At 73.7% G+C, this 21,151-nt stretch carries 16 protein-coding genes; 7 read left to right on the plus strand and 9 right to left on the minus strand.

From position 1 onward, the window contains the following. Nucleotides 1–63 precede the first annotated feature (63 nt). Complete coding sequence (locus CC117_RS21090; protein WP_071086778.1) at nt 64–450, minus strand: hypothetical protein; 387 nt, start codon at nt 448–450, stop codon at nt 64–66. 54 nt (nt 451–504) lie between these two features. Then, nucleotides 505–2,205 (minus strand): FAD-binding oxidoreductase, encoded by a 1,701-nt coding sequence (locus CC117_RS21095; RefSeq protein WP_071086780.1) that lies wholly within the window; start codon nt 2,203–2,205, stop codon nt 505–507. Between the two features lie 127 nt (nt 2,206–2,332). On the opposite strand from CC117_RS21095, the gene CC117_RS21100 reads away from it, so the two are divergent. Both CC117_RS21100 and CC117_RS21105 read left to right on the plus strand, forming a co-directional pair. Then, nucleotides 2,333–3,139 carry a TetR/AcrR family transcriptional regulator gene (locus CC117_RS21100; protein ID WP_071086783.1) on the plus strand — a complete coding sequence of 269 codons (807 nt, stop codon included), beginning with the start codon at nt 2,333–2,335 and terminating at the stop codon, nt 3,137–3,139. Continuing rightward, nucleotides 3,136–4,773, plus strand: coding sequence for a glycerol-3-phosphate dehydrogenase/oxidase (locus CC117_RS21105; RefSeq protein WP_071086784.1), 1,638 nt, complete (start codon nt 3,136–3,138; stop codon nt 4,771–4,773). The genes CC117_RS21100 and CC117_RS21105 overlap by 4 nt, the downstream gene beginning before the upstream one ends. A gap of 61 nt (nt 4,774–4,834) precedes the next feature. Here the strand turns inward: CC117_RS21105 and CC117_RS21110 are convergent, their stop codons facing one another. Together CC117_RS21110 and CC117_RS21115 are read right to left on the minus strand one after the other, a co-directional pair. Further along, the gene (locus CC117_RS21110; protein WP_071086787.1) at nt 4,835–6,058 is read right to left on the minus strand and encodes an acyl-CoA dehydrogenase family protein; all 1,224 of its coding nucleotides are present in this window, start codon (nt 6,056–6,058) and stop codon (nt 4,835–4,837) included. A 20-nt stretch (nt 6,059–6,078) separates the two neighbouring features. Beyond that, nucleotides 6,079–7,251, minus strand: a complete 1,173-nt coding sequence (locus CC117_RS21115) for an acyl-CoA dehydrogenase family protein (protein ID WP_071086789.1) — start codon at nt 7,249–7,251, stop codon at nt 6,079–6,081. A 543-nt stretch (nt 7,252–7,794) separates the two neighbouring features. Here CC117_RS21115 and CC117_RS21120 point away from each other — a divergent pair. Further along, complete coding sequence (locus CC117_RS21120; RefSeq protein WP_071086791.1) at nt 7,795–9,576, plus strand: glycerol-3-phosphate dehydrogenase/oxidase; 1,782 nt, start codon at nt 7,795–7,797, stop codon at nt 9,574–9,576. Between the two features lie 81 nt (nt 9,577–9,657). Continuing rightward, complete coding sequence (locus CC117_RS38190; RefSeq protein WP_198541930.1) at nt 9,658–9,801, plus strand: GPGG-motif small membrane protein; 144 nt, start codon at nt 9,658–9,660, stop codon at nt 9,799–9,801. A gap of 31 nt (nt 9,802–9,832) precedes the next feature. Here the strand turns inward: CC117_RS38190 and CC117_RS21125 are convergent, their stop codons facing one another. Further along, nucleotides 9,833–11,419, minus strand: a complete 1,587-nt coding sequence (locus tag CC117_RS21125; protein WP_084132510.1) for a dihydrolipoyl dehydrogenase family protein — start codon at nt 11,417–11,419, stop codon at nt 9,833–9,835. Nucleotides 11,420–11,628: 209 nt separating this feature from the next. Here CC117_RS21125 and gnd point away from each other — a divergent pair, with 209 nt between their 5' ends. Next, complete coding sequence (gene gnd, locus CC117_RS21130) at nt 11,629–12,651, plus strand: phosphogluconate dehydrogenase (NAD(+)-dependent, decarboxylating) (RefSeq protein WP_071086793.1); 1,023 nt, start codon at nt 11,629–11,631, stop codon at nt 12,649–12,651. 94 nt (nt 12,652–12,745) lie between these two features. Here the strand turns inward: gnd and CC117_RS21135 are convergent, their stop codons facing one another. After that, nucleotides 12,746–13,666 carry a L,D-transpeptidase family protein gene (locus CC117_RS21135; RefSeq protein ID WP_071086795.1) on the minus strand — a complete coding sequence of 307 codons (921 nt, stop codon included), beginning with the start codon at nt 13,664–13,666 and terminating at the stop codon, nt 12,746–12,748. A 308-nt stretch (nt 13,667–13,974) separates the two neighbouring features. Here CC117_RS21135 and CC117_RS40910 point away from each other — a divergent pair, with 308 nt between their 5' ends. Beyond that, complete coding sequence (locus CC117_RS40910; protein WP_456320350.1) at nt 13,975–15,138, plus strand: hypothetical protein; 1,164 nt, start codon at nt 13,975–13,977, stop codon at nt 15,136–15,138. Nucleotides 15,139–15,179: 41 nt separating this feature from the next. Continuing rightward, nucleotides 15,180–17,015, plus strand: coding sequence for a phosphomethylpyrimidine synthase ThiC (gene thiC, locus CC117_RS21145; protein ID WP_407673566.1), 1,836 nt, complete (start codon nt 15,180–15,182; stop codon nt 17,013–17,015). A gap of 75 nt (nt 17,016–17,090) precedes the next feature. Here thiC and CC117_RS21150 read toward each other — a convergent pair whose 3' ends face one another. The 3 genes from CC117_RS21150 to CC117_RS21160 are packed head-to-tail and all read right to left on the minus strand — an operon-like array spanning nt 17,091 to nt 21,100. Then, nucleotides 17,091–18,932, minus strand: coding sequence for a class I SAM-dependent methyltransferase (locus CC117_RS21150; protein WP_071086800.1), 1,842 nt, complete (start codon nt 18,930–18,932; stop codon nt 17,091–17,093). Between the two features lie 20 nt (nt 18,933–18,952). Beyond that, nucleotides 18,953–20,143: a glycosyltransferase gene (locus tag CC117_RS21155; protein ID WP_071086802.1), complete on the minus strand. Its 1,191-nt coding sequence runs from the start codon at nt 20,141–20,143 to the stop codon at nt 18,953–18,955. 24 nt (nt 20,144–20,167) lie between these two features. Continuing rightward, nucleotides 20,168–21,100: an alpha/beta fold hydrolase gene (locus tag CC117_RS21160; RefSeq protein WP_071086804.1), complete on the minus strand. Its 933-nt coding sequence runs from the start codon at nt 21,098–21,100 to the stop codon at nt 20,168–20,170. Between the last annotated feature and the right edge of the window lie 51 nt (nt 21,101–21,151).

A 21,151-nucleotide genomic window follows, 5' to 3' on the forward strand; every position in this document is an offset into this window, starting at 1 on the left:
CTGCGCTCAGTTCCCGTCCGGGCGCGCCCCGTCCCCGGCGGCCCGGACGGTGGATGGATCGCCCTACCGGCGGCCGGCCGCCGTCGAGTCGGACGTCGTCCGACGGTGAGCACCGGCCTTCTGGCCACGGCCACGCAGGACGCGGCCACGAGCCCGGCCGGCGCGCAGGCTGCGGGTCAGCAGCGAGCGGCGGCCCGGCCGCCGGCGGGCCCGGCGGTCGACCGGGCGGCCGCCGACGACCGCCCGCCCGGCYCCCGGCCCGCCGACGGCACCGCCCGGGACCGCGCCACCGGCAGCCACGGCACCTCCGGCAGCCGGCCGCACCGCCGCCGCGTTCGCGGCCCGGGTGGGCGCGGCCGAGCGGTAGGCCACCGCGAGTGCCACCAGCACGACGGAGATGACTGCGGAGATCAGCAACAGCGCGACGATGACGGCAGCGAATGTTCTCACCCACAATGGATACCCACCGTATCCATATGGTCACACCTCAGGCGGGCGTCCCCGTCACCCGCCCGGCGGCGGAACCGGGCCCGGCGGCGGCGAGACCGAGCCTGTCGGCGAAACCGAGCCTGTCGCCGGCACCAGGACACCCGGGTTGAGCACACCCGCCGGGTCCAGCACGGCCTTCACCGCCTGGAGGACCGCGACGCCGACCTCCCCGATCTCGGCGGCGATCCAGGGGCGGTGATCCGTCCCGACCGCATGGTGATGGGTGATCGTGCCACCGCACTTCATGATCGCGTCCCCGGCGGCCTGCTTCGCGCGACCCCAGCGGGCGATCGGGTCGGGGCCCTGCGCGCAGACGATCGTGAAGTACAGCGAGGCCCCCGCCGGGTAGACGTGCGAGATGTGGCACAGCACGACCGCGGGTGACCCGTCCGCCTCGACGGCGCCGGCGACCGCGGCGCGCACCCCCGCATACAGGTCGGGGAGATCCGCCCAGTAGGCCGCCGTCTCCAGAGTCTCCGCGAGGATCCCCTCGTCGAGGAGGGCGTCGCGCAGGTAGGGCGCGTGGAAGCGGCCCGCGAGCCAGTCCTGGCCGATCTGCTCCCCGAGGGGCTGGCCGCCGCCGGCGGCGATGACGGTCTCGACCGCGGCCGCGCCCCGGGCCACCGTCTCGTCATCCCCCTCGAAGCCGGTCAGCAGGTAGCACCCGCCGGCCGTGACTCCGGTGCCCGCGGTGACCGCGTTGGCGAGGCCGGCCGCCGTCTCCATCTCGTCGGAGAGCCGGCACACCGTGGGCAACAGGTCCCGCTGGGCCAGTGCGCGGATCAGCTCGAGGCCGGTTGTCRGGTCCGCGACCCGCCAGCCGGTGTAGGTCCGCCGCGGCGGTGCCGGCCGTACCCGCACCGTCACCTCGGTGATCACACCGAAGGCGCCTTCGGAGCCCAGTGCCAGCTGGCGCAGATCCGGGCCGGCGGCCGAGGCCGGGACCCGCCCCGGCTGCCAGGTGCCGACCGGCGTGGCCAGCCGCAGCCCGGTGACGAGCTGGTCGAACCGGCCGTATCCAGCCGAGGCCTGGCCACTGGACCGGGTCGCGGCGAACCCGCCGACGGTGGCGTACTCCCACGACTGCGGCAGGTGGCCGAGGGTGAGCCCGTGCCCGGCGAGCAGGGCCTCGACGGCAGGCCCACGCAGCCCCGCACCCAGCACCGCCGTCCCGGAGACGGTGTCGACGTCCACCAACCGGTCCAGGCGGCGCAGGTCGAGCGCGATGACGCCGGCCCAGGTCGACGAGGGCAGGCCGGGCGGCGCCAGGCCGCCGACCACCGACGTCCCGCCGCCGAACGGGACCACGACGACGCGGTGCCGGGAGCAGATCCGCAGCACCGCCAGGACCTCGTCATGGTCCGCGGGGACGACGACGACGTCCGGGGCGGCAGCAGCGTCCCCGGCGCGCAGACGGAGCAGGTCGACGGTGGACCGGCCTCGGCAGTGCCGCACCCGCGTCTCGCGGTCGGCCAGCACGTGTTCGGCGCCCACGGCGGCGCACAGCTCGCCGCGCACGTCCGCCGGGAGGCGCACCGGTGGCAGGGAGACGTCCGCGAGGGCGACCGGCGGGCTCGGACGGGACGGGATGCCGAGCTGGCCGAGCAGGTCCCGGACGGCGCCCGGCAACGGCCGGTGCCGCTCCGCCACCCCCCAGCCCCACCAGACCGGGTCCGCGGCCGGCTGCGGAGCGAGATGACCCGACTCGGACGTCATGGCAGCTCCCCGGCTTGACGGACCGATCGATACAGTGTGACAACTCAAGTCACAGTGTCACACGACCACGCGCCGGGCACTCCCCACGTGACCGGCACGGCGTTGCGGAGCCGGGAGGACCAGGGCGATGACCGGACAGACCCGCTCCCGTCCCGCGCCGGTCGCCGTCGCGGACGAGGTGGTCCTCGACGCCGCCGCCGCGCTGCTGATGAGCGTCGGCGTCCGCCGGACGACCTTCACCGACGTCGCGCGCCGCGCCGGCGTCAGCCGGATGACCCTCTACCGCCGCTGGCCCGACCTGCGTTCCCTCGTCCGGGACGTGATGACACGCGAGTGGGGGCGGATCATCACAGCCACCGCCCCGCCCGGCGCCCCCGGCACCTGGCTGCCCGCCGAGGCGGCGACGAGGGTCGCCCCGGACGCGCCCGGCGCGGAGCGGGCCGAGCTGGTGGGTTCCCTGATCGCGGCCGCGCGGGCGTTCCGGGCGCACCCGCTCTTCGTGCGCATCACCGAGACGGACGGGGAGCTGCTGGTCCCCTACGTCCTGGAACGGCTCGGCACGACCCAGCTGCTGGTCCTGGACCTCCTGCGCGACAGGCTCGCCGCGGCCCAGGCCACCGGCGCCGTCCGTACCGGTGATCCGGACGCGCAGGCGCGGATGGTGCTGCTGGCGGCGCAGTCGTACGTTCTCTCCGCGGGCGCGATGGGCGACGAGGTCACCCGGGAGGCGCTGGCACGCGAGCTGTACCTGATGGTGGACGGCTACCTGGCCCCGCCCCACGATCCCCTGTCCGGATCTCCGCCACCCGAGGCTCCGCCGCCCACGCGGGGGGCACCGTCATCCCGGACCCGGCCGGCATTCCGGACCCGGCCGACCGACCACCACCAGCCGACCGAGCGCCGGCCGGCCGAGCACCCCGGAGGGCCGTCATGACCGACCTGGCCAGCCCGCTCGCACGCTCGTCGCTCACCGCGGACCGCCGCGCCCGCGAACTCGCCGAGCTCGCCGGCGGAACGGTGGTGGATCTGCTCGTCGTCGGCGGCGGTGTCACCGGTGCCGGGGTCGCGCTCGACGCCGCCTCCCGCGGGCTGTCCGTCGCGTTGGTCGAGGCGCGCGATCTCGCGTTCGGCACGAGCAGGTGGAGCTCGAAGCTGGTCCACGGCGGGCTGCGCTACCTCGCCTCCGGGGACGTCCGCCTCGCTCGGGAGAGCGCGGCCGAACGCGAGATCCTGATCCGCCGCACGGCCGGGCACCTGGTGCACCCGTTGCCGATGGTGCTGCCGCTCACCCGGGACGTCCCCGTCGGCGCGGCGCTGCTCGCCCGCGTCGGCCTGGGTTTCGCGGATCTACTGAGGCGCGGGGTCCGGACTCCGAGCTCGGTGCTGCCCCCGCCGCGCCGGCTGTCGGTGGTCGAGACATTGGGGATGGTCCCCGGCCTGCGCGAGGAGGGGCTGCGGGGCGGCCTGCTGTACTGGGACGGCCAGCTCGTCGACGACGCCCGCCTCGTCGTGGCGATCGCGCGCACCGCGGCCGCGTTCGGCGCCCGGATCCTCACCCGCGTGCAGGTCCTCGCGGTCCAGAACTCCGCGGTCCAGAACTCCGTGCCGGGAGGCACGAACGGGATCGGGCCCGCGGCCGCCGTGGGGCCCGGGCCCGGGCCCGTCGAGATCGAGGCGCTCGACACGCTCACCGGTCAGCCGTGCCGGCTGCGGGCCCGTACGGTGATCAACGCGACCGGCGTCTGGGCGCCGGTGCTCGCCCCGGAGATCCGCCTGCGGCCCAGCCGGGGAACCCACCTGGTGCTGCCCGCGGCGGCCTTCGGCGGCACACCGACGGCACTGTCGGTGCCGATCCCCGGCGAGCGCAACCGGTACGTGCTCGTCCTGCCGCAGGGTGACGGCCGGGTATACGTCGGCCTGACCGACGTGTCGACGGACGAGGTCGTCGACCTGCCCGTGCCGGATCACGGGGAGATCACCCAGCTGCTCAACGTGGTGTCCGGGGTGTTGGCCACCCCGCTCGACCGGGCTGACGTGCTGGGGTCGTTCGCGGGCCTGAGGCCACTGCTGGACGGACCGGGTGGGCGCACCGCGGACCTGTCCCGACGACACACCGTCCACACCGGCGCCAACCGGGTGATCACCGTTGTCGGCGGCAAGCTGACGACCTACCGGCGGATGGCCGAGGACGCGGTCGACGCCGCCGTCGCGCAGGCCAACCTGGACGCCGGCCCCTGCCGGACCAGCCGGCTGCCGCTGGTCGGTGCCGCACCGCGCCGCGCTCTCGCCAGCATTCCGGCGCCGCGCCGGCTGGTGGCGCGCTACGGCACCGAGGCTCCCGCGGTGCTGGACCTGGCCCGGGAGGATCCGCGGCTGCTCGCCCCGGTCGCCGCCGGCGTCGACGTCACCGGAGCCGAGCTGGTGTTCGGCGTGCTCCACGAGGGCGCGCTCGACGTGGATGACCTGCTCGACCGACGGACCCGGGTCGGGCTCGTGCCCGCCGATCGCGCAGCCGCCCTGGACGCGGCCCGCAGCGCCCTGACGCACCGCGCCGTGCGCACGGGCTGAGTCGGGCCCGCCCGCTCCAGCCCGTGCGCGCACCGCGGCGGCTGCCGGGCCGTGGCAGCCGTCAGACCGCGGCTGCCTCCGAGTCGGGGGCAGCCACCGTGTCGATGGTGAGGGCCGCGACACGCTCCAGGTGCGACGGCGGGTCACCGAAGGCCCCGTAGAGCCGGCGCGCCCGCTTGTAGAAGAAGTGTGTCTCGTGCTCCCAGGTGTAGCCGATCCCACCGTGGTACTGGATCATCGCGGCAGTCGCGTCCCGGGCGGCCTGGCTCGCCTTGGCCTTCGCCACGGCGACCGCCAGCAGCAGGTCGTCGAGCTCGGCGTCGATCGCGTACGCGGCGTACATGGCGGCGTGCTCGGCCATCGTCACCGCGACATGCAGGTCCGCGAGGTGGTGCTTGAGCGCCTGGAAGGAGCCCACCGGGCGCCCGAACTGGATCCGTTCCTGGTCGTAACGCACGGTCCGGGTGAGGGCCTCCCGGGCGATGCCGGCCAGGTCGGCCGCGGTGAGCACCGCGCCGCGGCGGACAAGGTCCTCGAGGACAGCAGCCGACGAGCCGGGCAGCCGGCGGGCGTGCGCGCCCTCCAGCTTCAGCGCGGCGAGCCTGGTCGTCCCGTCGTAGCTGGTGAGCGGTTCGACGGTCACCCCCGCTGCCTGCGGGTCGACCAGGTACAGGCCGACGCCACCCGAGCCGGTCGCACTCCCGGCCCCGGCCCCGGCAGCCCCCGCCGCCGTGCTGGACTCGGTGGCGGCGACGACGACCAGGCCCGCAACGGCGAGGTACTCGACGGGTGAGGCAGCGCCGGTGAGCGCGCCCAGCTCACCGCCCGCCTCCGCCGCGGGCTCCCCCGCGACCGGGACGGCGCTCACCGTGACGCCGTCGGCGCCCCACCCACGGCCGGCGCCGCGCAGCGCCACCGTCGCGGCCAGGTCGCCGTCGGCGATGCGGGGCAGCAGGTCAGCGCGCTGCGCCTCCGATCCGGCGAGCCGGACCGCCTCGCCGGCCAGCACGGTCGACAGCCACGGACCGGGAACCACCCCGGCCCCGAGCGCCCTGGCCACCACATGCGCGTCGAGGATGCCGAGCCCCAGGCCGTCGTACTCCTCGGGGACGCAGACGGCCAGCCAGCCCTGCTCGCCCACCGCCTTCCACAGCTCTGTCGGGTGGCCGTCGCCGGCAGCGTCCTCGAACACCGCACGCACGGCGGTCAGATCGAAGCGGTCGGCCAGAAAGTCCCGGACGGTGTCGCCCAGGGCCCGCTGTTCGTCAGTCAGCGCGAAGAACACGTCAGTCGTCCCTTCAGGGCTCAGCGAGGCAGGCCGAGCACACGCTCGGCGACGATGTTGCGCTGCACCTGGGACGACCCGCCCCAGATCGTGACGGACCTGCTCCAGAACCCCTCGGCCTGCAGGGCGGTCAGGTCGAGGCCGGCAACGGGCGACCCGATCGCGATGTCGGAGCCGAGCAGGTTGTCGAAGGTCTCGAAGAGATCCTGGTACGTCTCGGACCACTGCAGCTTGGTCATCGACGACTCGGAGCCGAGATCGGCGCCCTGCTCCACCCGGGTCAGGACGTGCATCGCGTGGTAGCGCAGGCACTCCAGCTCCACCAGACGCTGGGCGAGCTCCTGGCGCAGCACCGGCTCCTGGTCACGCCCCAGCACCCGGGCCGCGCGGACGATCTCGTCGTAGGCACGGCGGAACGACGTGTACTGCAGGATGCCGGAGGCGCCGCGCTCGAAGGAGAGCAGCAGCATCGCGGTGGCCCACCCGTTACCCAGGCCGCCCAGGCACTCGGTGGCGGGGACCCGCGCGTTGGTGAAGAACACCTCGCCGAACTCGGTGGCCCCGCTCATCTGCCGCAGCGGCCGGGCCTCGACCCCGTCCTGGTGCATGTCGATGAGCAGCATCGAGATGCCGCGGTGGCGCTGGCTGCCCGGCTCGGTGCGCACCAGGGCGAAGATCCGGTCGGCGTGGATGGCATTCGTCGTCCAGACCTTCTGCCCGTTGACGACGATGTCCTCACCGTCGGCGACACCTGATGCCCGCAGGGCCGCGAGGTCGGAGCCGGCGTCCGGCTCGGAGAAGCCCTGGCACCAGATGACGTCGCAGCGCAGCAGCGGGCGGATGATCTCGCGCTTCTGTTCCTCGGAGCCGATCGCCATGATGGTCGGCGCCAGAAACGCCAGCCCCAGCGAGTTCACGGTCGACGGCGCCCGGGCGTGCGCCATCTCCTCGTCGTAGATCGCCTTCATGCCGGGGGTGCCGCCGCGGCCGCCGAACTCGGTCGGCCAGTCGATGCCGGCGAACCCGGCGTCGAACTTCCGCCGCTCCCACTCGCGGCGCAGCTCGAAGGCCTCGGCGTCAGGCACGGTGGCCCAGAAGCCGGGCTCGCGCCAGGCGCTGGGGAGGTTGTCGGCCAGCCAGCCCCGGAGATCCGCGCGGAAGGCTTCCTCCGCGGCAGAGAACGTCAGGTCCATGTCGTTTCTTCCTCCGGGTCAGGTCGTACCGGGCCGCGCCGACAGGGTGCGACGGAGCACGTCGAGATCGGATCGATTCGCGCATAAGCATGCCCTATCCGTGTTCCTCATGCCGCCCGCCGTGACGCCGCCTGCGGACCGAGACAATGAGTGGCACGAATTCCACCGGTTCTGGCGCAGCCCGTAGCCAGCCCGCATTCCGGCGGCCGTTCCTGCCCGGCCGCCGAAAGACATGCCGTGACGGATGACATGAGGGACACCCACGGAACGTGCGGCGAACCGCGGCTCGGGGCAGGCCGCGGCCGACACGCGCGTCGCATCCGACGTGTCGGACATGTCGGATGCGGGTGCGCTGGGCATCATGGACCCTGACGCACCCGTGGCGCCAGCAGACCCCACCCGGTCGGCGCCCGATATCCACCCGCCGTTCATCTCACCGTGAGCGGCGGGAACCAACTGCCGGCACGATGGGTGGCGGGTCCGGCAGCACGGGCCCGGCACCGACCGCAGGACAGCACACGGTCGAAGGGGGATGCACACGCGATGACCGGTACCGCACGCCTCGACCCGGCCAGCCGGGCTGCCGCGCTGCGGCGGATGCGCGCCGAGCCCGTGGACGTCGTCGTGATCGGCGGCGGAGTCACCGGCGCCGGCGTGGCGCTGGACGCGGCGACCCGGGGCCTGTCAGTCGCCCTGCTGGAGGCGCGTGACCTCGCCGCCGGCACGTCCAGCCGGTCGAGCAAGCTGATCCACGGCGGCCTGCGCTATCTGGAGCAGCTCAACGGCACGCTGGTCCGCGAGGCGCTGCGCGAACGCTCGCTGCTCCTGGAGACCCTCGCGCCGCACCTGGTCAGTGCCATCCCGTTCCTGCTTCCGCTGACCCATCACGGCTGGGAGCGCGCCTACATCGGTAGCGGCGTCCTGCTGTACGACACTCTGGGACAGGGCCTCGGGCGCATCGCACCCAGGCCGGGTGGGGACGGTGGCRCTCCCCGGAACGGGGGTGTTCCGCTTCACCGCCATCTCACCCGCAAGGCGGCGCTGCGCGAGTTCCCGTCGCTGCGGCCGGACGCGCTCGTCGGCGCCATCCAGTACTGGGACGGTCAGGTCGACGACGCGCGGCACACCATGTTCGTGGCCCGCACCGCCGCCCGGTACGGCGCCCTGATCGCCACCAGTGCCCAGGTGACGGGGCTCGTCCGGGAGGGCGACCGGGTCGCCGGCGTCCGGGTCCGCGACCTGGAGAACGGTGTCGACCTCGAGGTACGCGCCGCCCAGACGATCAACGCGGCCGGGGTGTGGACGGACGACATCCAGGCCATGGTCGGGGGACGTGGGCGGCTGTCGGTGCGGGCGTCGAAGGGCGTGCACATCGTGGTGCCGCGCGACCGGGTGCACGGCTCCACCGGGCTCATCCTGCGGACCGAGAAGAGTGTCCTGTTCGTGATCCCGTGGGGCAGCCACTGGATCATCGGCACCACCGACACCGAGTGGAACCTCGACCTCGCCCACCCCGCCGCCACCAGCACGGACATCGACTATCTGCTCGACACCGTGAACAAGGTGCTGCGCACGCCGCTGACGACCGACGACATCGTCGGCGTCTACGCGGGCCTGCGGCCGCTGCTCGCCGGCGAGTCGGACGAAACCTCTCAGCTGTCCCGCGAGCACGCGGTGGTCCGGCCGGTCCCGGGCCTGACGATGGTCGCCGGCGGTAAGTACACGACCTACCGGGTGATGGCGGCCGATGCCGTCGATGCCGCGACGGAGGGCATGAGCGGGGCGGTCGCGCCGTCCTGCACCGAGCGGGTACCGCTCCTCGGCGCGGACGGCTACCCGGCGCTGTGGAACGCCCGCGAGCGCCTCGCGCGGACGTCCGGGCTGCACGTCGCCCGGGTCGAACACCTGCTGCGCCGGTACGGCACGCTGGTGGAGGAGGTGCTGGATCTCGTCGCTGCCCGCCCCGAACTCGGGCGGCCGCTGCCGGGAGCGGCCGCCTACCTGGCTGTCGAGGCGGTGTACGCGGTCTCGCACGAAGGGGCGCTGCACCTGGAGGACGTCCTCACCCGGCGGACCCGCATCTCGATGGAGACCGCCGACCGGGGGCTCACGGCGGCGCCCCACGTCGCCGAGCTGATCGCCCCGGTCCTCGGCTGGAACTCCGAGGCGGTGGCCCGGGAGACCGACCACTACCGGGCGCGGGTGGCCGCGGAGATCGAGTCCCAGCGGCAGCCCAACGACCGGGCCGCGGATGCCGCGCGGCTTGACGTTCCCGACGTCCGGCCACTGGTGCAGGAGAACCGCGGAGCCGCCACACCTGCCTGACCCTGCCTGACCGGTCTGGGCCCCGCGGAATCCCACAGCGCCGCGAGGTTTTGTCGACCGGCCACGAGGAACGAGATGACCATGGAACTCATCCTGTGGCTGATCGCCGTCGTTCTCGTGGTCGGGGGCATTGTCTCGCTGGTCCGGGGCGCAATTCTGTATGGCATCGCGCTCATTGTCATCGGTTTGCTCGTCGGCCCCGGTGGTGTCTCGGTCTTCACCTGATGACTGCGGATTTCAGGGCCGGAGAATCGGCTCAGAGCCCGTAGGCCTCGAGAAGACGCAGCCACACCTCGCTCACCGTGGGAAAGGACGGCACCGCGTGCCACAGGTCCTCCAGCGGGACGGCACCGGTGATGGCGATGGCCGCGGCGTGCACCATCTCCTGGGTGTCGTGGCCGACGAAGGTCGCGCCGACCAGCACCCGCCGGGCGACGTCGACCACGATCTGGGAGGTGCCCACGGCGTCAGTGCCACGCACGGAGGACCCGGCGACCGATGCGGTCGGCACGGCCACGGCCCGGACGTCGAGGCCCGCCTCGCGGGCAGCCCGCTCGGTCCGGCCGACCGCGCTCACCTGTGGGTCGGTGAAGGTCACCCGGGGGACCGCGCCGGGATCGACACGATCAGTGGCCGGCCTGCCCGCCGGGTCGGCCCGGCCGCTGATCACGTCGGCAGCCACCCGGGCCTGGTACTTGGCGACATGCGTCAGCAGGGCCCGGCCGTTGAGATCTCCCACCGCGTAGAGCCAGTCACCGGCCACTCCGGTCACCCTCATCCGGGTGTCGACCTCGACGAAACCGCGGTCGGGCAGCCCGACCGCGGACAGGCCCAGATCGGCCGATGCTGCCGTCCGGCCGACGGCGACGAGCAGCTCGTCGGCGACGATCCGGTCGGGGCTGCCGGCGTCGTCGAGGCCCAGCACGACGGGACCACGGGATGGACCACCAGCCGCCTGCGCGGGTCGACTGCCGGGCTCGGCCCAGGGCATGCTCCCGGACCCGGGCGCGCCACCGCCGTGTGGTGCGCCCTCCCGCCGGACGGACACCGCGCGGCGGCCGGTGAGGACGGTGATGCCCTCCGCCTCGAAGGCGGCGCGCACCTCGTCCCCGGCGAACGGCTCCTCCCTCGCCAGCAGCCGCGGCCCACCCTCGACGACAGTGACCTCCTCGCTGCCGAGCCGCCGGAACGCCTGCGCGAGCTCGGCGCCGACGGCGCCGCCGCCCAGCACCGCGAGCCGGCGGGGCACCGCCCGCGCGCCGGTCGCGGCCCGGTTGTCCCAGGCCTCGGCCTCGGCCAGGCCGGGGATCGGCGGCAGTGTCGCCCGGGTACCCGTGGCGAGCACGACCGCGCGGGCAGCGACAAGCGTGCGCTCCGCGCCGCCCGGCCCGCGCACCGCGACCCGGCGCTCACCCACGAGCCGGCCCACCCCACGCACAAGCTGGATGCCCTTGTCACGCAGCCAGGGGACCTGGCCCTCGTCGGAGTAGTCGCCGACCATCTCGTCACGGCGGGCGAACGCACCGGCCGCGTCGGCACCACCGGTCACGGCCGCGGCCGCCCCGGGCGTGACCCGGGCCGCCGCGAGGAGCTCACCCGGCCGGATCAGGGTCTTGCTGGGAATACACCCCCAGAAGGAGCACTCGCCGCCGACCCGCTCGCGTTCGACGACGGCGACCGCCAGGCCGGCATCCGCGCAGCGGCCCGCGACCACCTCACCTGCGGGACCGGCACCGATCACGACGACGTCGACCTGGCCCGGTGTGCCAGGCTCGCCCGGCGTGCCGACCTCGCTCCGGGTGCCCGACGACCCAGCGGCGCCGGGCCCGTCCAACCTGCTCATGGGTACGTCCCTCCGCACTGGCGCCGACACCGCGAGCCACCCTCTCACGCCGGGCCGTCAGGTCCGGCGCCGCGCACCCGGGCGCCCGGGCCCTCGGTGTGTGCCCGGTCCGTGACCCAGGCCGCGCTGTCGAGTCCCGGTACGGACGGCAGGATGGACCACGAGGACCTCACCTTCGACCGGTCCGTGCAGGACCACCGGGAGTTCAGATGCAACTCGGAATGATCGGACTCGGCCGGATGGGCGCGAACCTCGTTCGCCGGCTTATGCGCGACGGGCACGAATGTGTGGTCTATGACGTGAACTCCGAGGCGGTGAAGGCCCTCGCCGGCGAGGGCGCGGTGGGCACCCACACCCTGGCCGAGTTCACCRCCGCTCTGCGCACCCCGCGCGCGGCCTGGGTAATGGTCCCCGCGGGCATCACCGGGCAGACCGTCTTCGAACTCGCGGAACACTTCGAGGCCGACGACGTCATCATCGACGGCGGCAACTCCTACTACCGTGACGACGTCGACCGGGCCGCGAAGCTCGCCGAGCGCGGCGTCCACTACGTCGACGTCGGCACCTCCGGCGGGGTGTTCGGYCTGGACCGCGGGTACTGCCTGATGATCGGCGGCGAGCCCGAGACCGTCGCCCGCCTCGAGCCGCTGTTCGAGACCATCGCCCCCGGGGTGGGCACCGCCCCGCGTACTCCCGGCCGCACCGGTGAGGTCACCCAGGCCGAGAAGGGCTACCTGTACTGCGGGCCCAACGGCGCCGGCCACTTCGTCAAGATGGTCCACAACGGCATCGAGTACGGCATGATGGCGGCGTTCGCCGAGGGCCTGGCCATTCTCGACAAGGCCGACATCGGCCGGGCGCAGGCAGCCGGCCACGACGCCGAGACCACCCCGCTGGCCCATCCGGAGTACTACCAGTACGACTTCGACATCCCGGCCATCGCCGAGGTCTGGCGACGCGGGAGCGTGGTCAGCTCCTGGCTGCTCGAGCTGACCGCGACCGCGCTGGTCGAGGACCCGGAGCTGGCCGGGTTCGGCGGCCGGGTCTCCGACTCCGGCGAGGGCCGCTGGACGGTGCTGGCCGCCGTCGAGGAGGGTGTCCCCGCGCACGTGCTGACCGCGTCGCTCTACGAGCGGTTCAGCTCCCGTGGCGAGTCGCTGTTCGCGGACAAGCTGCTCTCGGCCATGCGCAAGCAGTTCGGCGGCCACGCGGAGAAGAAGGCGGAAGGCTAGGGAAGGCCAGCCGGAGCCGGGCCGCCGCCGGCGGGCCCGGCCAGTTCCGGCCCGGGCCGGCGGAGGAAGCCCGCCGGTCCGGCAGGCGCCCGGCTCAGCCGGCGGTGGCCTCGAGGCTCACCCGGTCCCCCATGATGATCATGGGCTGGCTGCTCGGCGTCAGCCAGTGCAGCACTGCCTCCATCGAGGCCTGGGGAAGACTGATGCAGCCCCTGGTGGGCGTGTTGTGGTCGACGTGCAGCCAGATGTCGCCGCCGGCACCCGCCCCGAGCGGGCGGGTCGGGTCCGACGGCGGATGGCCGGGCAGGCGGTTGTAGTCGATCGCCACCACGTAGTTGAAGGCCTCGGCCATCGGGTCTCCGGCGTAGCTGCCGGCCTGGTAGAAGGACGGGCGGAACTCGTACGGCAGAGCGGTGCCCGGGTCGGCGTACCGGCCCCCGGCGGCGGTGAGGCTGAACACCCCGACGGGGCTGCGCCGGTCGCCCTCGACGTGGTCGTGCGTCCACCCGTTGGCGCCGTTGCGGCCCGCGATCTCCGCCCCGACCGCCGCCCATGGGGCGTCCGCGGCCGCCCGCTGCCAGCGGACCACACGGTTCACCGTCGCGGACGCGTCCGCCGCGGTGACGACAATGACCTGACGGGTCGCCGCGGGGATCCGCGACATCATCAGATCACCCACGCCCGGAATCGCGCCGACTGCCATCTCCCCGACCGTGCCTTCTCCCTTGGGGTCCGTGATGCCGCGGGCGGCCCGCGCCGCCGACTCGGCGTCGGGCGCGTCGGCCGGCGTCGGGGTGGCGGGAGGCGACTGGCTACGGGCGGCCGTCGCGGACATCTCCGGCTCCTGGGCGGACCCGGTCACGTGCAGTGCGCCGGCGACGCCCACGGACAGCGTCGCGCCCACCGCGGCCAGACCGATCGCCACGGACCGCGCGGGGACGCGGCCATCGCGGCCGTCGCGACCGCCCCTCGTGCGGCGGCTCCCGGACCGCCCGGACCTTCGGTGTGTCGCCATTCCTCCGACTCCCAGGCCGACGCCGCGCCTCGCCGGCCACCTGACGAACCCCTACGGCTACCACCATCACATGCACAACCGCGATGGTGTGCGGCACCACGCCCGCACCATCGCCGAACCTGTCGGTCGCACACGATACGGGCCTGGCGCGCGCCGACCATCACCAGCGTCCGACCGACCAGGGCCTGCCGACACGGGATCGACACCGGATGACGTGGGGACCAGCGGCGGAACCGCCGGGACCAGGTCCCGCAGCACCATCCGGAGACCGGTTATCCACAGATCACAATCCACCATGGACACAACGGATGAACAACAGCCATCGTCTGACCATGGCCCTCAGCCCCGGCCGACTCTCCTGGCGGGAGATCGCCGACCTTCAGTCAGGTGTCATCAGCGAGCATGACGCGATCATCGCGGGCCTCACCCGGGCGGACATCCGGGCCCAGGTCCTCGCTGGCACCTGGCGGCAGCCCGCCCGCGGTGTCCTCATCACGGCGGTCGGCGGGCAGCCCCGGCTACAGCAGGCCTGGGCGGCCCTGCTCGCCGGCGGCCGGGGCGCGGTCCTCGGCGGCGCCACGGCCGCCGCCCTCGACGGCCTGACCGGCCACGACGACGACGTCGTGACCGTGTTGATCCCGCCGGAGCGCCGGTGCGCGCCGATGCCCGGGGTCGCCTTCCGCCGCTCCTCCCGGCTGTCCGCGGCGGACATCCACCGCACGCGGCTGCCGCCACGCACCGTCCCGGCGCGTTCCGTGGTCGACATGGCCGAGTGGTCCGGGGAGCGTGAGCAGGCCCGCGCCCTGATCGTCGACGCGCTGCGGCAGGGCTTCGTCACCGTCGACACGATGCGGCGGGCGATGGCCGGGCGGGGCCCGATCACCCGCCGCACGCTGATCGGCGACACGCTCGACGACGCGGCCCGGCGGACCCCGCGGATGCTCGCCCGGCTGTACCGGCAGATCGAGCTCGCCTTCGCCCTGCCCGCGGGCCGGGCACTGGCGGCGGACTCCGCCGACGCGCCGACCGGTCGACTGGACGTCTGGTACGGACCCTGGCGGCTGCTCGTGCGCATCGGCCAGTCGGGGCCGCACCAGGCCCGCCCCGCCGGCCGGCTGGTGCTGGCCATCCCCACCGAGCGGCTGTGGCAGGCACCGGAGGAGGTCGCGGCGCTCGTCACCGCGGGGCTCGGCAGCCAGGCCCCGGCCGGGTCCGCGGCGCCAGGGGCTTCCGACCCGGGCCCGCCGGAACCGGCAGCCGGCCCGGGCACGCCGGGCGAGACGGATGAACAGGACGAGTGGCGCGAGACACGCCGAGAATGGCACGAACTGGTGCGTGACGAACCAGGCGAAGGTGACCAAGGGGGTGGCGGAGGGCAGCTGCCTGCCGTAGCGTCGAGGCAGATGCGGGAGCTTCCACCCTGGGAGGCTGAGAGGGCGGCCGGGCAACGGCCGGTGCCGCCGACCGCCTGAACCTGTCCGGGTAATTCCGGCGTAGGGAGTGATCAAAGGTGGTGCGTCACATCCAGCCCGCGCGTTCCGACGTCCCGGCGGCAGACCAGCCGGCGGGCGGAATCCTGGCCCGGCCGTTCCCGGGCAGCAGGAAGACCTACCTGGTGGGGTCCCAGCCCGACCTGCGGGTGCCCATGCGCGAGGTCGCGCTGAGCACCGGCGACAGTCTCGTCCTCTACGACACCTCCGGCCCCTACACCGACCCTGGTGCCGGGGTCGACGTGCGACGCGGTCTCCCCGCACTGAGGTCGGGCTGGATCGCCGCCCGCGGCGACACCGAGGAGATCACCGGCCGGGCGGTGCAGCCCGGCGACGACGGCAGGCGGGCGACGGGTACCCAGAGCGACCCGGGCCAGGCCGCCCAGACGCCGGCGGACGACCTCTTCGTCGGCTCGGGGCGGGCACCGCGCCGGGCCGTCGCCGGCCGTGCGGTCACCCAGCTCGCCTACRCACGACGCGGCGAGATCACCCCGGAGATGGAGTTCGTCRCCCTGCGCGAGGGCCTTGCCCCCGAGCTGGTCCGCGACGAGGTCGCGTCCGGGCGGGCGGTCCTGCCAACGAACGTGAACCACCCGGAGTGCGAGCCGATGGCCATCGGGCGCAACCTCCTGGTCAAGATCAACGCGAACATCGGCAACTCGGCCGTGGCCTCCTCCATCGAGGAGGAGGTCGAGAAGATGGTGTGGGCCACCCGATGGGGCGCCGACACCGTCATGGACCTGTCGACCGGGAAGAACATCCACACCACCCGGGAGTGGATCATCCGGAACTCGCCGGTGCCGATCGGAACCGTCCCGATCTACCAGGCGCTGGAGAAGGTCGGGGGCAAGGCCGAGGAGCTCACCTGGGAGGTCTACCGGGACACCATCATCGAGCAGGCCGAGCAGGGTGTGGACTACATGACCGTCCACGCCGGCGTRCTGCTCCGGTACGTCCCGATGACCGCACGGCGCAAGACCGGCATCGTCTCCCGGGGCGGGTCGATCCTCGCCGCGTGGTGCCTCGCGCACCACCAGGAGAACTTCCTCTACACGAACTTCGCCGAGCTCTGCGAGATCCTGCGCGCCTACGACGTCAGCTTCTCCCTCGGTGACGGGTTGCGCCCCGGCTCCATCGCCGACGCGAACGACCCTGCGCAGCTCGCCGAGCTCGCGACCCTGGGCGAGCTGACCTCGGTCGCCTGGGAGCACGACGTCCAGGTGATGATCGAGGGCCCGGGCCACGTGCCCATGCACAAGATCAAGGAGAATGTGGACCTGCAGCGCGAGCTGTGTCACGACGCGCCGTTCTACACCCTCGGCCCGCTCACCACCGACATCGCGCCGGGCTACGACCACATCACCTCGGCGATCGGCGCGGCGATGATCGGCTGGTACGGCACCGCCATGCTGTGCTATGTCACCCCCAAGGAACACCTCGGCCTGCCGGACCGGGAAGACGTCAAGGCCGGTGTCATCGCCTACAAGATCGCCGCTCACGCGGCGGACCTGGCGAAGGGGCACCCCGGGGCGCAGGCCTGGGATGACGCCTTGTCGGACGCCCGGTTCGACTTCCGGTGGGACGATCAGTTCAACCTGTCCCTCGACCCGGAGACGGCCCGGGAGTACCACGACGAGACACTGCCCGCCGCTCCGGCGAAGACCGCCCACTTCTGCTCCATGTGCGGCCCGCACTTCTGCTCCATGCGCATCACCCAGGACGTCCGCAAGTACGCCGCCGAGCACGGCCTCGACACCGAGGACGCAGTGCAGGCCGGGCTCGCGGAGAAGTCCCGGGAGTTCGCCGAGCAGGGCGCCCGCATCTACCTGCCGCTCGCAAACGGCCAGCCGCAGGACTAGCCGCACACACAGGTCAGGCAGCTGGCCTCGTCCCGGCGCCGGTGGTAACAGCCGGCGCCGGGGACCGGCACCGGACTAGCCTTCCTTCCGGGCAAGCACCCGATAGGTGTTGGAGCGGCTCCCCCGCGCCAGCCACGCCCGACTCAGGCTGTCGACGACCGCGGCCAGGACGAGCGGGGCGATGGAGGCGAGCAGCAGCGGCACCCGCAACAGGCGCCGGCCCGGCCCGGCGCGGTGGGTGTCGAGCCACGGCTCGGATTTCGGCGCCAGCTGCTGGATGAGCAGGCCAAGTGCCCCGGTGAGGTCGCCGGGGCGCTGCGCCGCGCCGAGCTCGACGACGATGGGCCGCAGGCCACGGTCCTCCAGCGCCGCGAGCAGGTTGTCGACGGGGATGAAGTGCAGCCGGCGCGGCACATCCCAGCCCGGCCAGTACCTGCCCAGCCGCCGGGCGGCCGGGCAGGACGGGTTCGGAAGCTCGATCAGCAGGTGGCCACCGGGGGCGAGCGCCTTCACCGCGCCATCAAGCTCCTCGGACGGGTACCGGGCGCGCTCCAGGTAGCCGAACATGCTGATCACGTCGTAACGCCCGGCGAGCCGGTCGGCGACCTGGACGAGCTCGCCCTGGTAGGCGGCGTCCACCCAGCCCCGCGCGCGGGCCTCGTCGACCGAGTCGGTGATGTCGAGCCCGCCGAAGGCGGTCGCCGGCCAGTGATGACGGGCGACGTTGCAGAAGTGCCCGAAACCGGTGCCGACGTCCAGCCAGGCTCGTGGGGTGGCGTAGGGACGCAGCAGCTCGGCGCGGGCCCGGTCGGCCGCCGCCTCCCGCGCGCGGGCATGCTCCGCGGCCTCGGCGGCGAACCCGTCCCGCCAGTCGCGCTCGTAGTAGTCCTGCCCGTCCGGGGTGATCGCCGGGTTGAGGAAGGTGTGCCCGCACCGCCCGCAGGTGTCGAGCTGGAAGCTGCCGGGTTTGCCCATCGCCAGGTCCGGCGAACGCAGGCGGCTTCTCAGTTCCCTGGAACCGCACCACGGGCATTCGCTGCTGGTCACCTCGCGCAGACGCCCGACGTGCCGGGCTCGGGCCCGGTACCAGGCGGCGGTCTCGTCGCGGCGCTGCCGCCGGGCCGCCTTGTGCGGGTCGGCGGGTATGCCGGCCGCCCTGGCCTCGCGGCCCGCGCGCACCGAGTGGACCACGAGCAGGAAGATGCCGAGGATCCGGACGATCGGGCTACGGATCAGGTCACGAGGAGCCAACGGCACCCGGCCGGCGCAGACGAAGAACGGCTGGAACCAGAACAGCGCCGTCGCCACGTAGGCCAGCTGCTGGCTGACCTGCGACCCGATCGCCGTCGCGATGTGCGGCGTGAACGGCATGTAGAGGCTGGCCGGGGTGCAGGCGTAGGCGCGCTGCTGCACCCGCACCCGCATCGCGGCGTCGTCCCGGGCGGCCCGCAGCCCCGGCACCACCGCGAGGTCGGTGGCGGTCGGGGCGTAGCGCTTCAACTGGGTGGCGATGTCGACCAGCTCGACCGGGCTGAAGCCGTCCAGGTGGGTGATCCCGGCCCGTTCCAGCAGGTCGCGGTGCACCAGGATGGCCTGGAAGGCGCCGCGGCCGGGCGCGGACCGGTCCGCCCGGTAGGTGCGGGTGTCCACCATGCGGGCCACGTCGAGCGCGCGTTCGACGGTGAGGTCGGCCGGTACCAGGTCCAGCACCAGCAGGCGCTCGCGGCGCGCGTGGTTGCTCGCCGCGCGCCGCGCCGCCTCGGGCAGCCGGACGCCCTCGGCGACCAGGAAGAGGTGCGCCGGATCGACCGGCCGGCCGGAGGCGACGACCGTGTCGAGCCGGCGCAGCCGCCCCCGCAGCCGGATGCCGTTCGCGACGAGGCCCAGGCAGACGAGAACAGGAACCAGGAGCCACACGTCCCTCACGCCCCCCGGCCCTACGGCAGCAGCTTCTCGATGTGGTGGGCGGCCGTGACGACTCCTCCCGCCGCGGTGAACTCGTCACGCAGCCGGCCGGCCGCGGCCGCGTACGACGGCTCGCCGAGCACGGTGCCGATCGCGGTGGCGAGCGTCGACGGCGTCGACCGCCCGAACCGCACCCGCAGGCCCGCCCCGGCCCGCACCACCTGTTCGCCGATGACCGGCTGATCGTCGCGGACGGGGGCAACCACAAGGGGAACACCCCGTGACAGCGCCTCGCACACGGTGTTGTTGCCCGCATGGCACACTACCGCGTCAAGCTGGTCCATCAGATCGACCTGCGGCACGAACGAGCGGACGAGCAGGTCGTCGGGCGCCTGCTCGGCGAGGTCGTCGAGCGGGCCCGGCGGCGCGACGACCACCGCCTGCACCTGGCCGGCCATCCCGGCCAGGGCCTCGGCCGCCGCGCGCACGAAGCGCCCGCCAGCGTCCCGCGTCACCGTTCCGAGGGAGACCAGAACGGTGCGCCGGCCGCTGTCGAGCCACTCCCAGGGGAAGGCCGGGGCCGGCCGGCGGATTCCCGCGGCGCAGCCGACGAACACCTGGTGGGAGGGGTGGAACGAGCTGCGCAGCAGCGAGGGCACCGAGCAGACCACCGTCAGGTCCTCGGAGAAACGCAGGTCCAGCCGCTCCGCCCCGTCGTCGGGCACGCCGTGTGCGAGCTGGAACTCGCGCAGCCGGTCCGAGACCCAGTGCCCGACCCCGGCCAGCACCGCGTACGGATCATCGAACTCCGCCGAGGTGGTGGCCAGGGTCGCCCACCGGATCCCCGCCCGCCGCGCGGCCAGCGCGGCACCGATCGCCTGCTGGTCGGCGACGACGACGTCCGGGCGCCAGCGCTCGAGCACCTCGCCGACGTCCCGGGCCATCGAGGTGCCGAGCGGGAGGATGAACTCCTCCCACAGGAACTTCAGCGACGCGGGCCCCCGCAGCGGGCGGGACCGCGCCTCCAGGTCCGCCCGCTGCTCGGCGGTGATCTCGTCCGGCAGCGCGATGAGCGGCACGCCGGGCGGGACGAGCGGCCCGACAGCGCTCGCGTGACCGGCCAGCGCGACGTCGTGGCCGCGCGCGGCGAGCTCGCCCGCGATTCCGACAGCCGGGTTCACGTGGCCGGTCAGCGGCGGCACCGCGAAGAGAATGCGCCCCATCGACTCAACTGCCTCCCGGTCGGATCAGGCGTCCGACGGCGAGCCGGCCGCCGCCGTCGACAGCGAGGTGGTGCGGTGCTCGCCGTTCAGGTCGGGCGGCGGGATCATCTGCCGGACCCAGTCAGGCGTGTCGAAGCCGGCGCCGCGCACCTGGTGCCGGGGCATCGGCTGGTCGCGGCGCAGCAGCCACCACCGGAGCAGGTCCCGCAGGTAGTCRGCGGCCTCGCGTAGCACCATGTGGGTGTGCTGCTCCAGGACCACCAGGGTGCAGTCGGGAACGAGCTCGGCGAGCCCCTCCGCCTGGTCGATGATGTCCGAGTTCGCCCCGTAGACGGCGAGGACCGGCATCGGCAGCGCGGTGAGCGCCTCCCGCGAGAACGGCGGCGTCGCCAGCATGTCCTGCGCGATCGAGGTCTCCTTCAGCAGCGCCTGCGCGGAGCGCGCGATCCGGGTGACGGCCCGGCCGGCGGTGTTCGCGAGCCACTCCTCGACCTCCTCGTCACTGACGGCGGCGAGGACCTGGGTCAGCGACCGGGCCATCTCCTCGCCCAGCCCCTCGATCAGGAAGGGCGGCTCGACGAGGGTCAGGCTGGCCACCCGTTCCGGGTTCGCCAGGCCGAACGCGAGGGTCAGGGTGGCTCCGTAGCTGTTGCCGACGATGTGGACGGGCCGGTCGACACCGAGCGCGTCCAGCAGTCCGGCCAGGTCGGCCATCGAGTCGGCCATGGTGTAGCCGGACGGCGTCCGCTCGCTGCGGCCGTGCCCACGCAGGTCGTAGCAGATGACCTCGCAGCCGGCGCCGGCCAGGCAGTTGCCCAGCGCGAAGTAGAAGCTGGAGATGTTGTCCATCACCATGCCGTGCACCATCACGACGACCGGCGAGTCCGGAGCGGCCCCGCCCTTCGGCTCCAGCCGCTGCACATGTAGACGAACGCTGTTCGCGACGATCTCAGCCACGCGCCTTCTCCCTAGCTTCGTTCGGAGGTTTGCCCGCGCGGTCCGCTGGCG

The sequence above is a fragment of the Parafrankia colletiae genome (assembly GCF_001854655.1).
Taxonomy (GTDB): domain Bacteria; phylum Actinomycetota; class Actinomycetes; order Frankiales; family Frankiaceae; genus Parafrankia; species Parafrankia colletiae.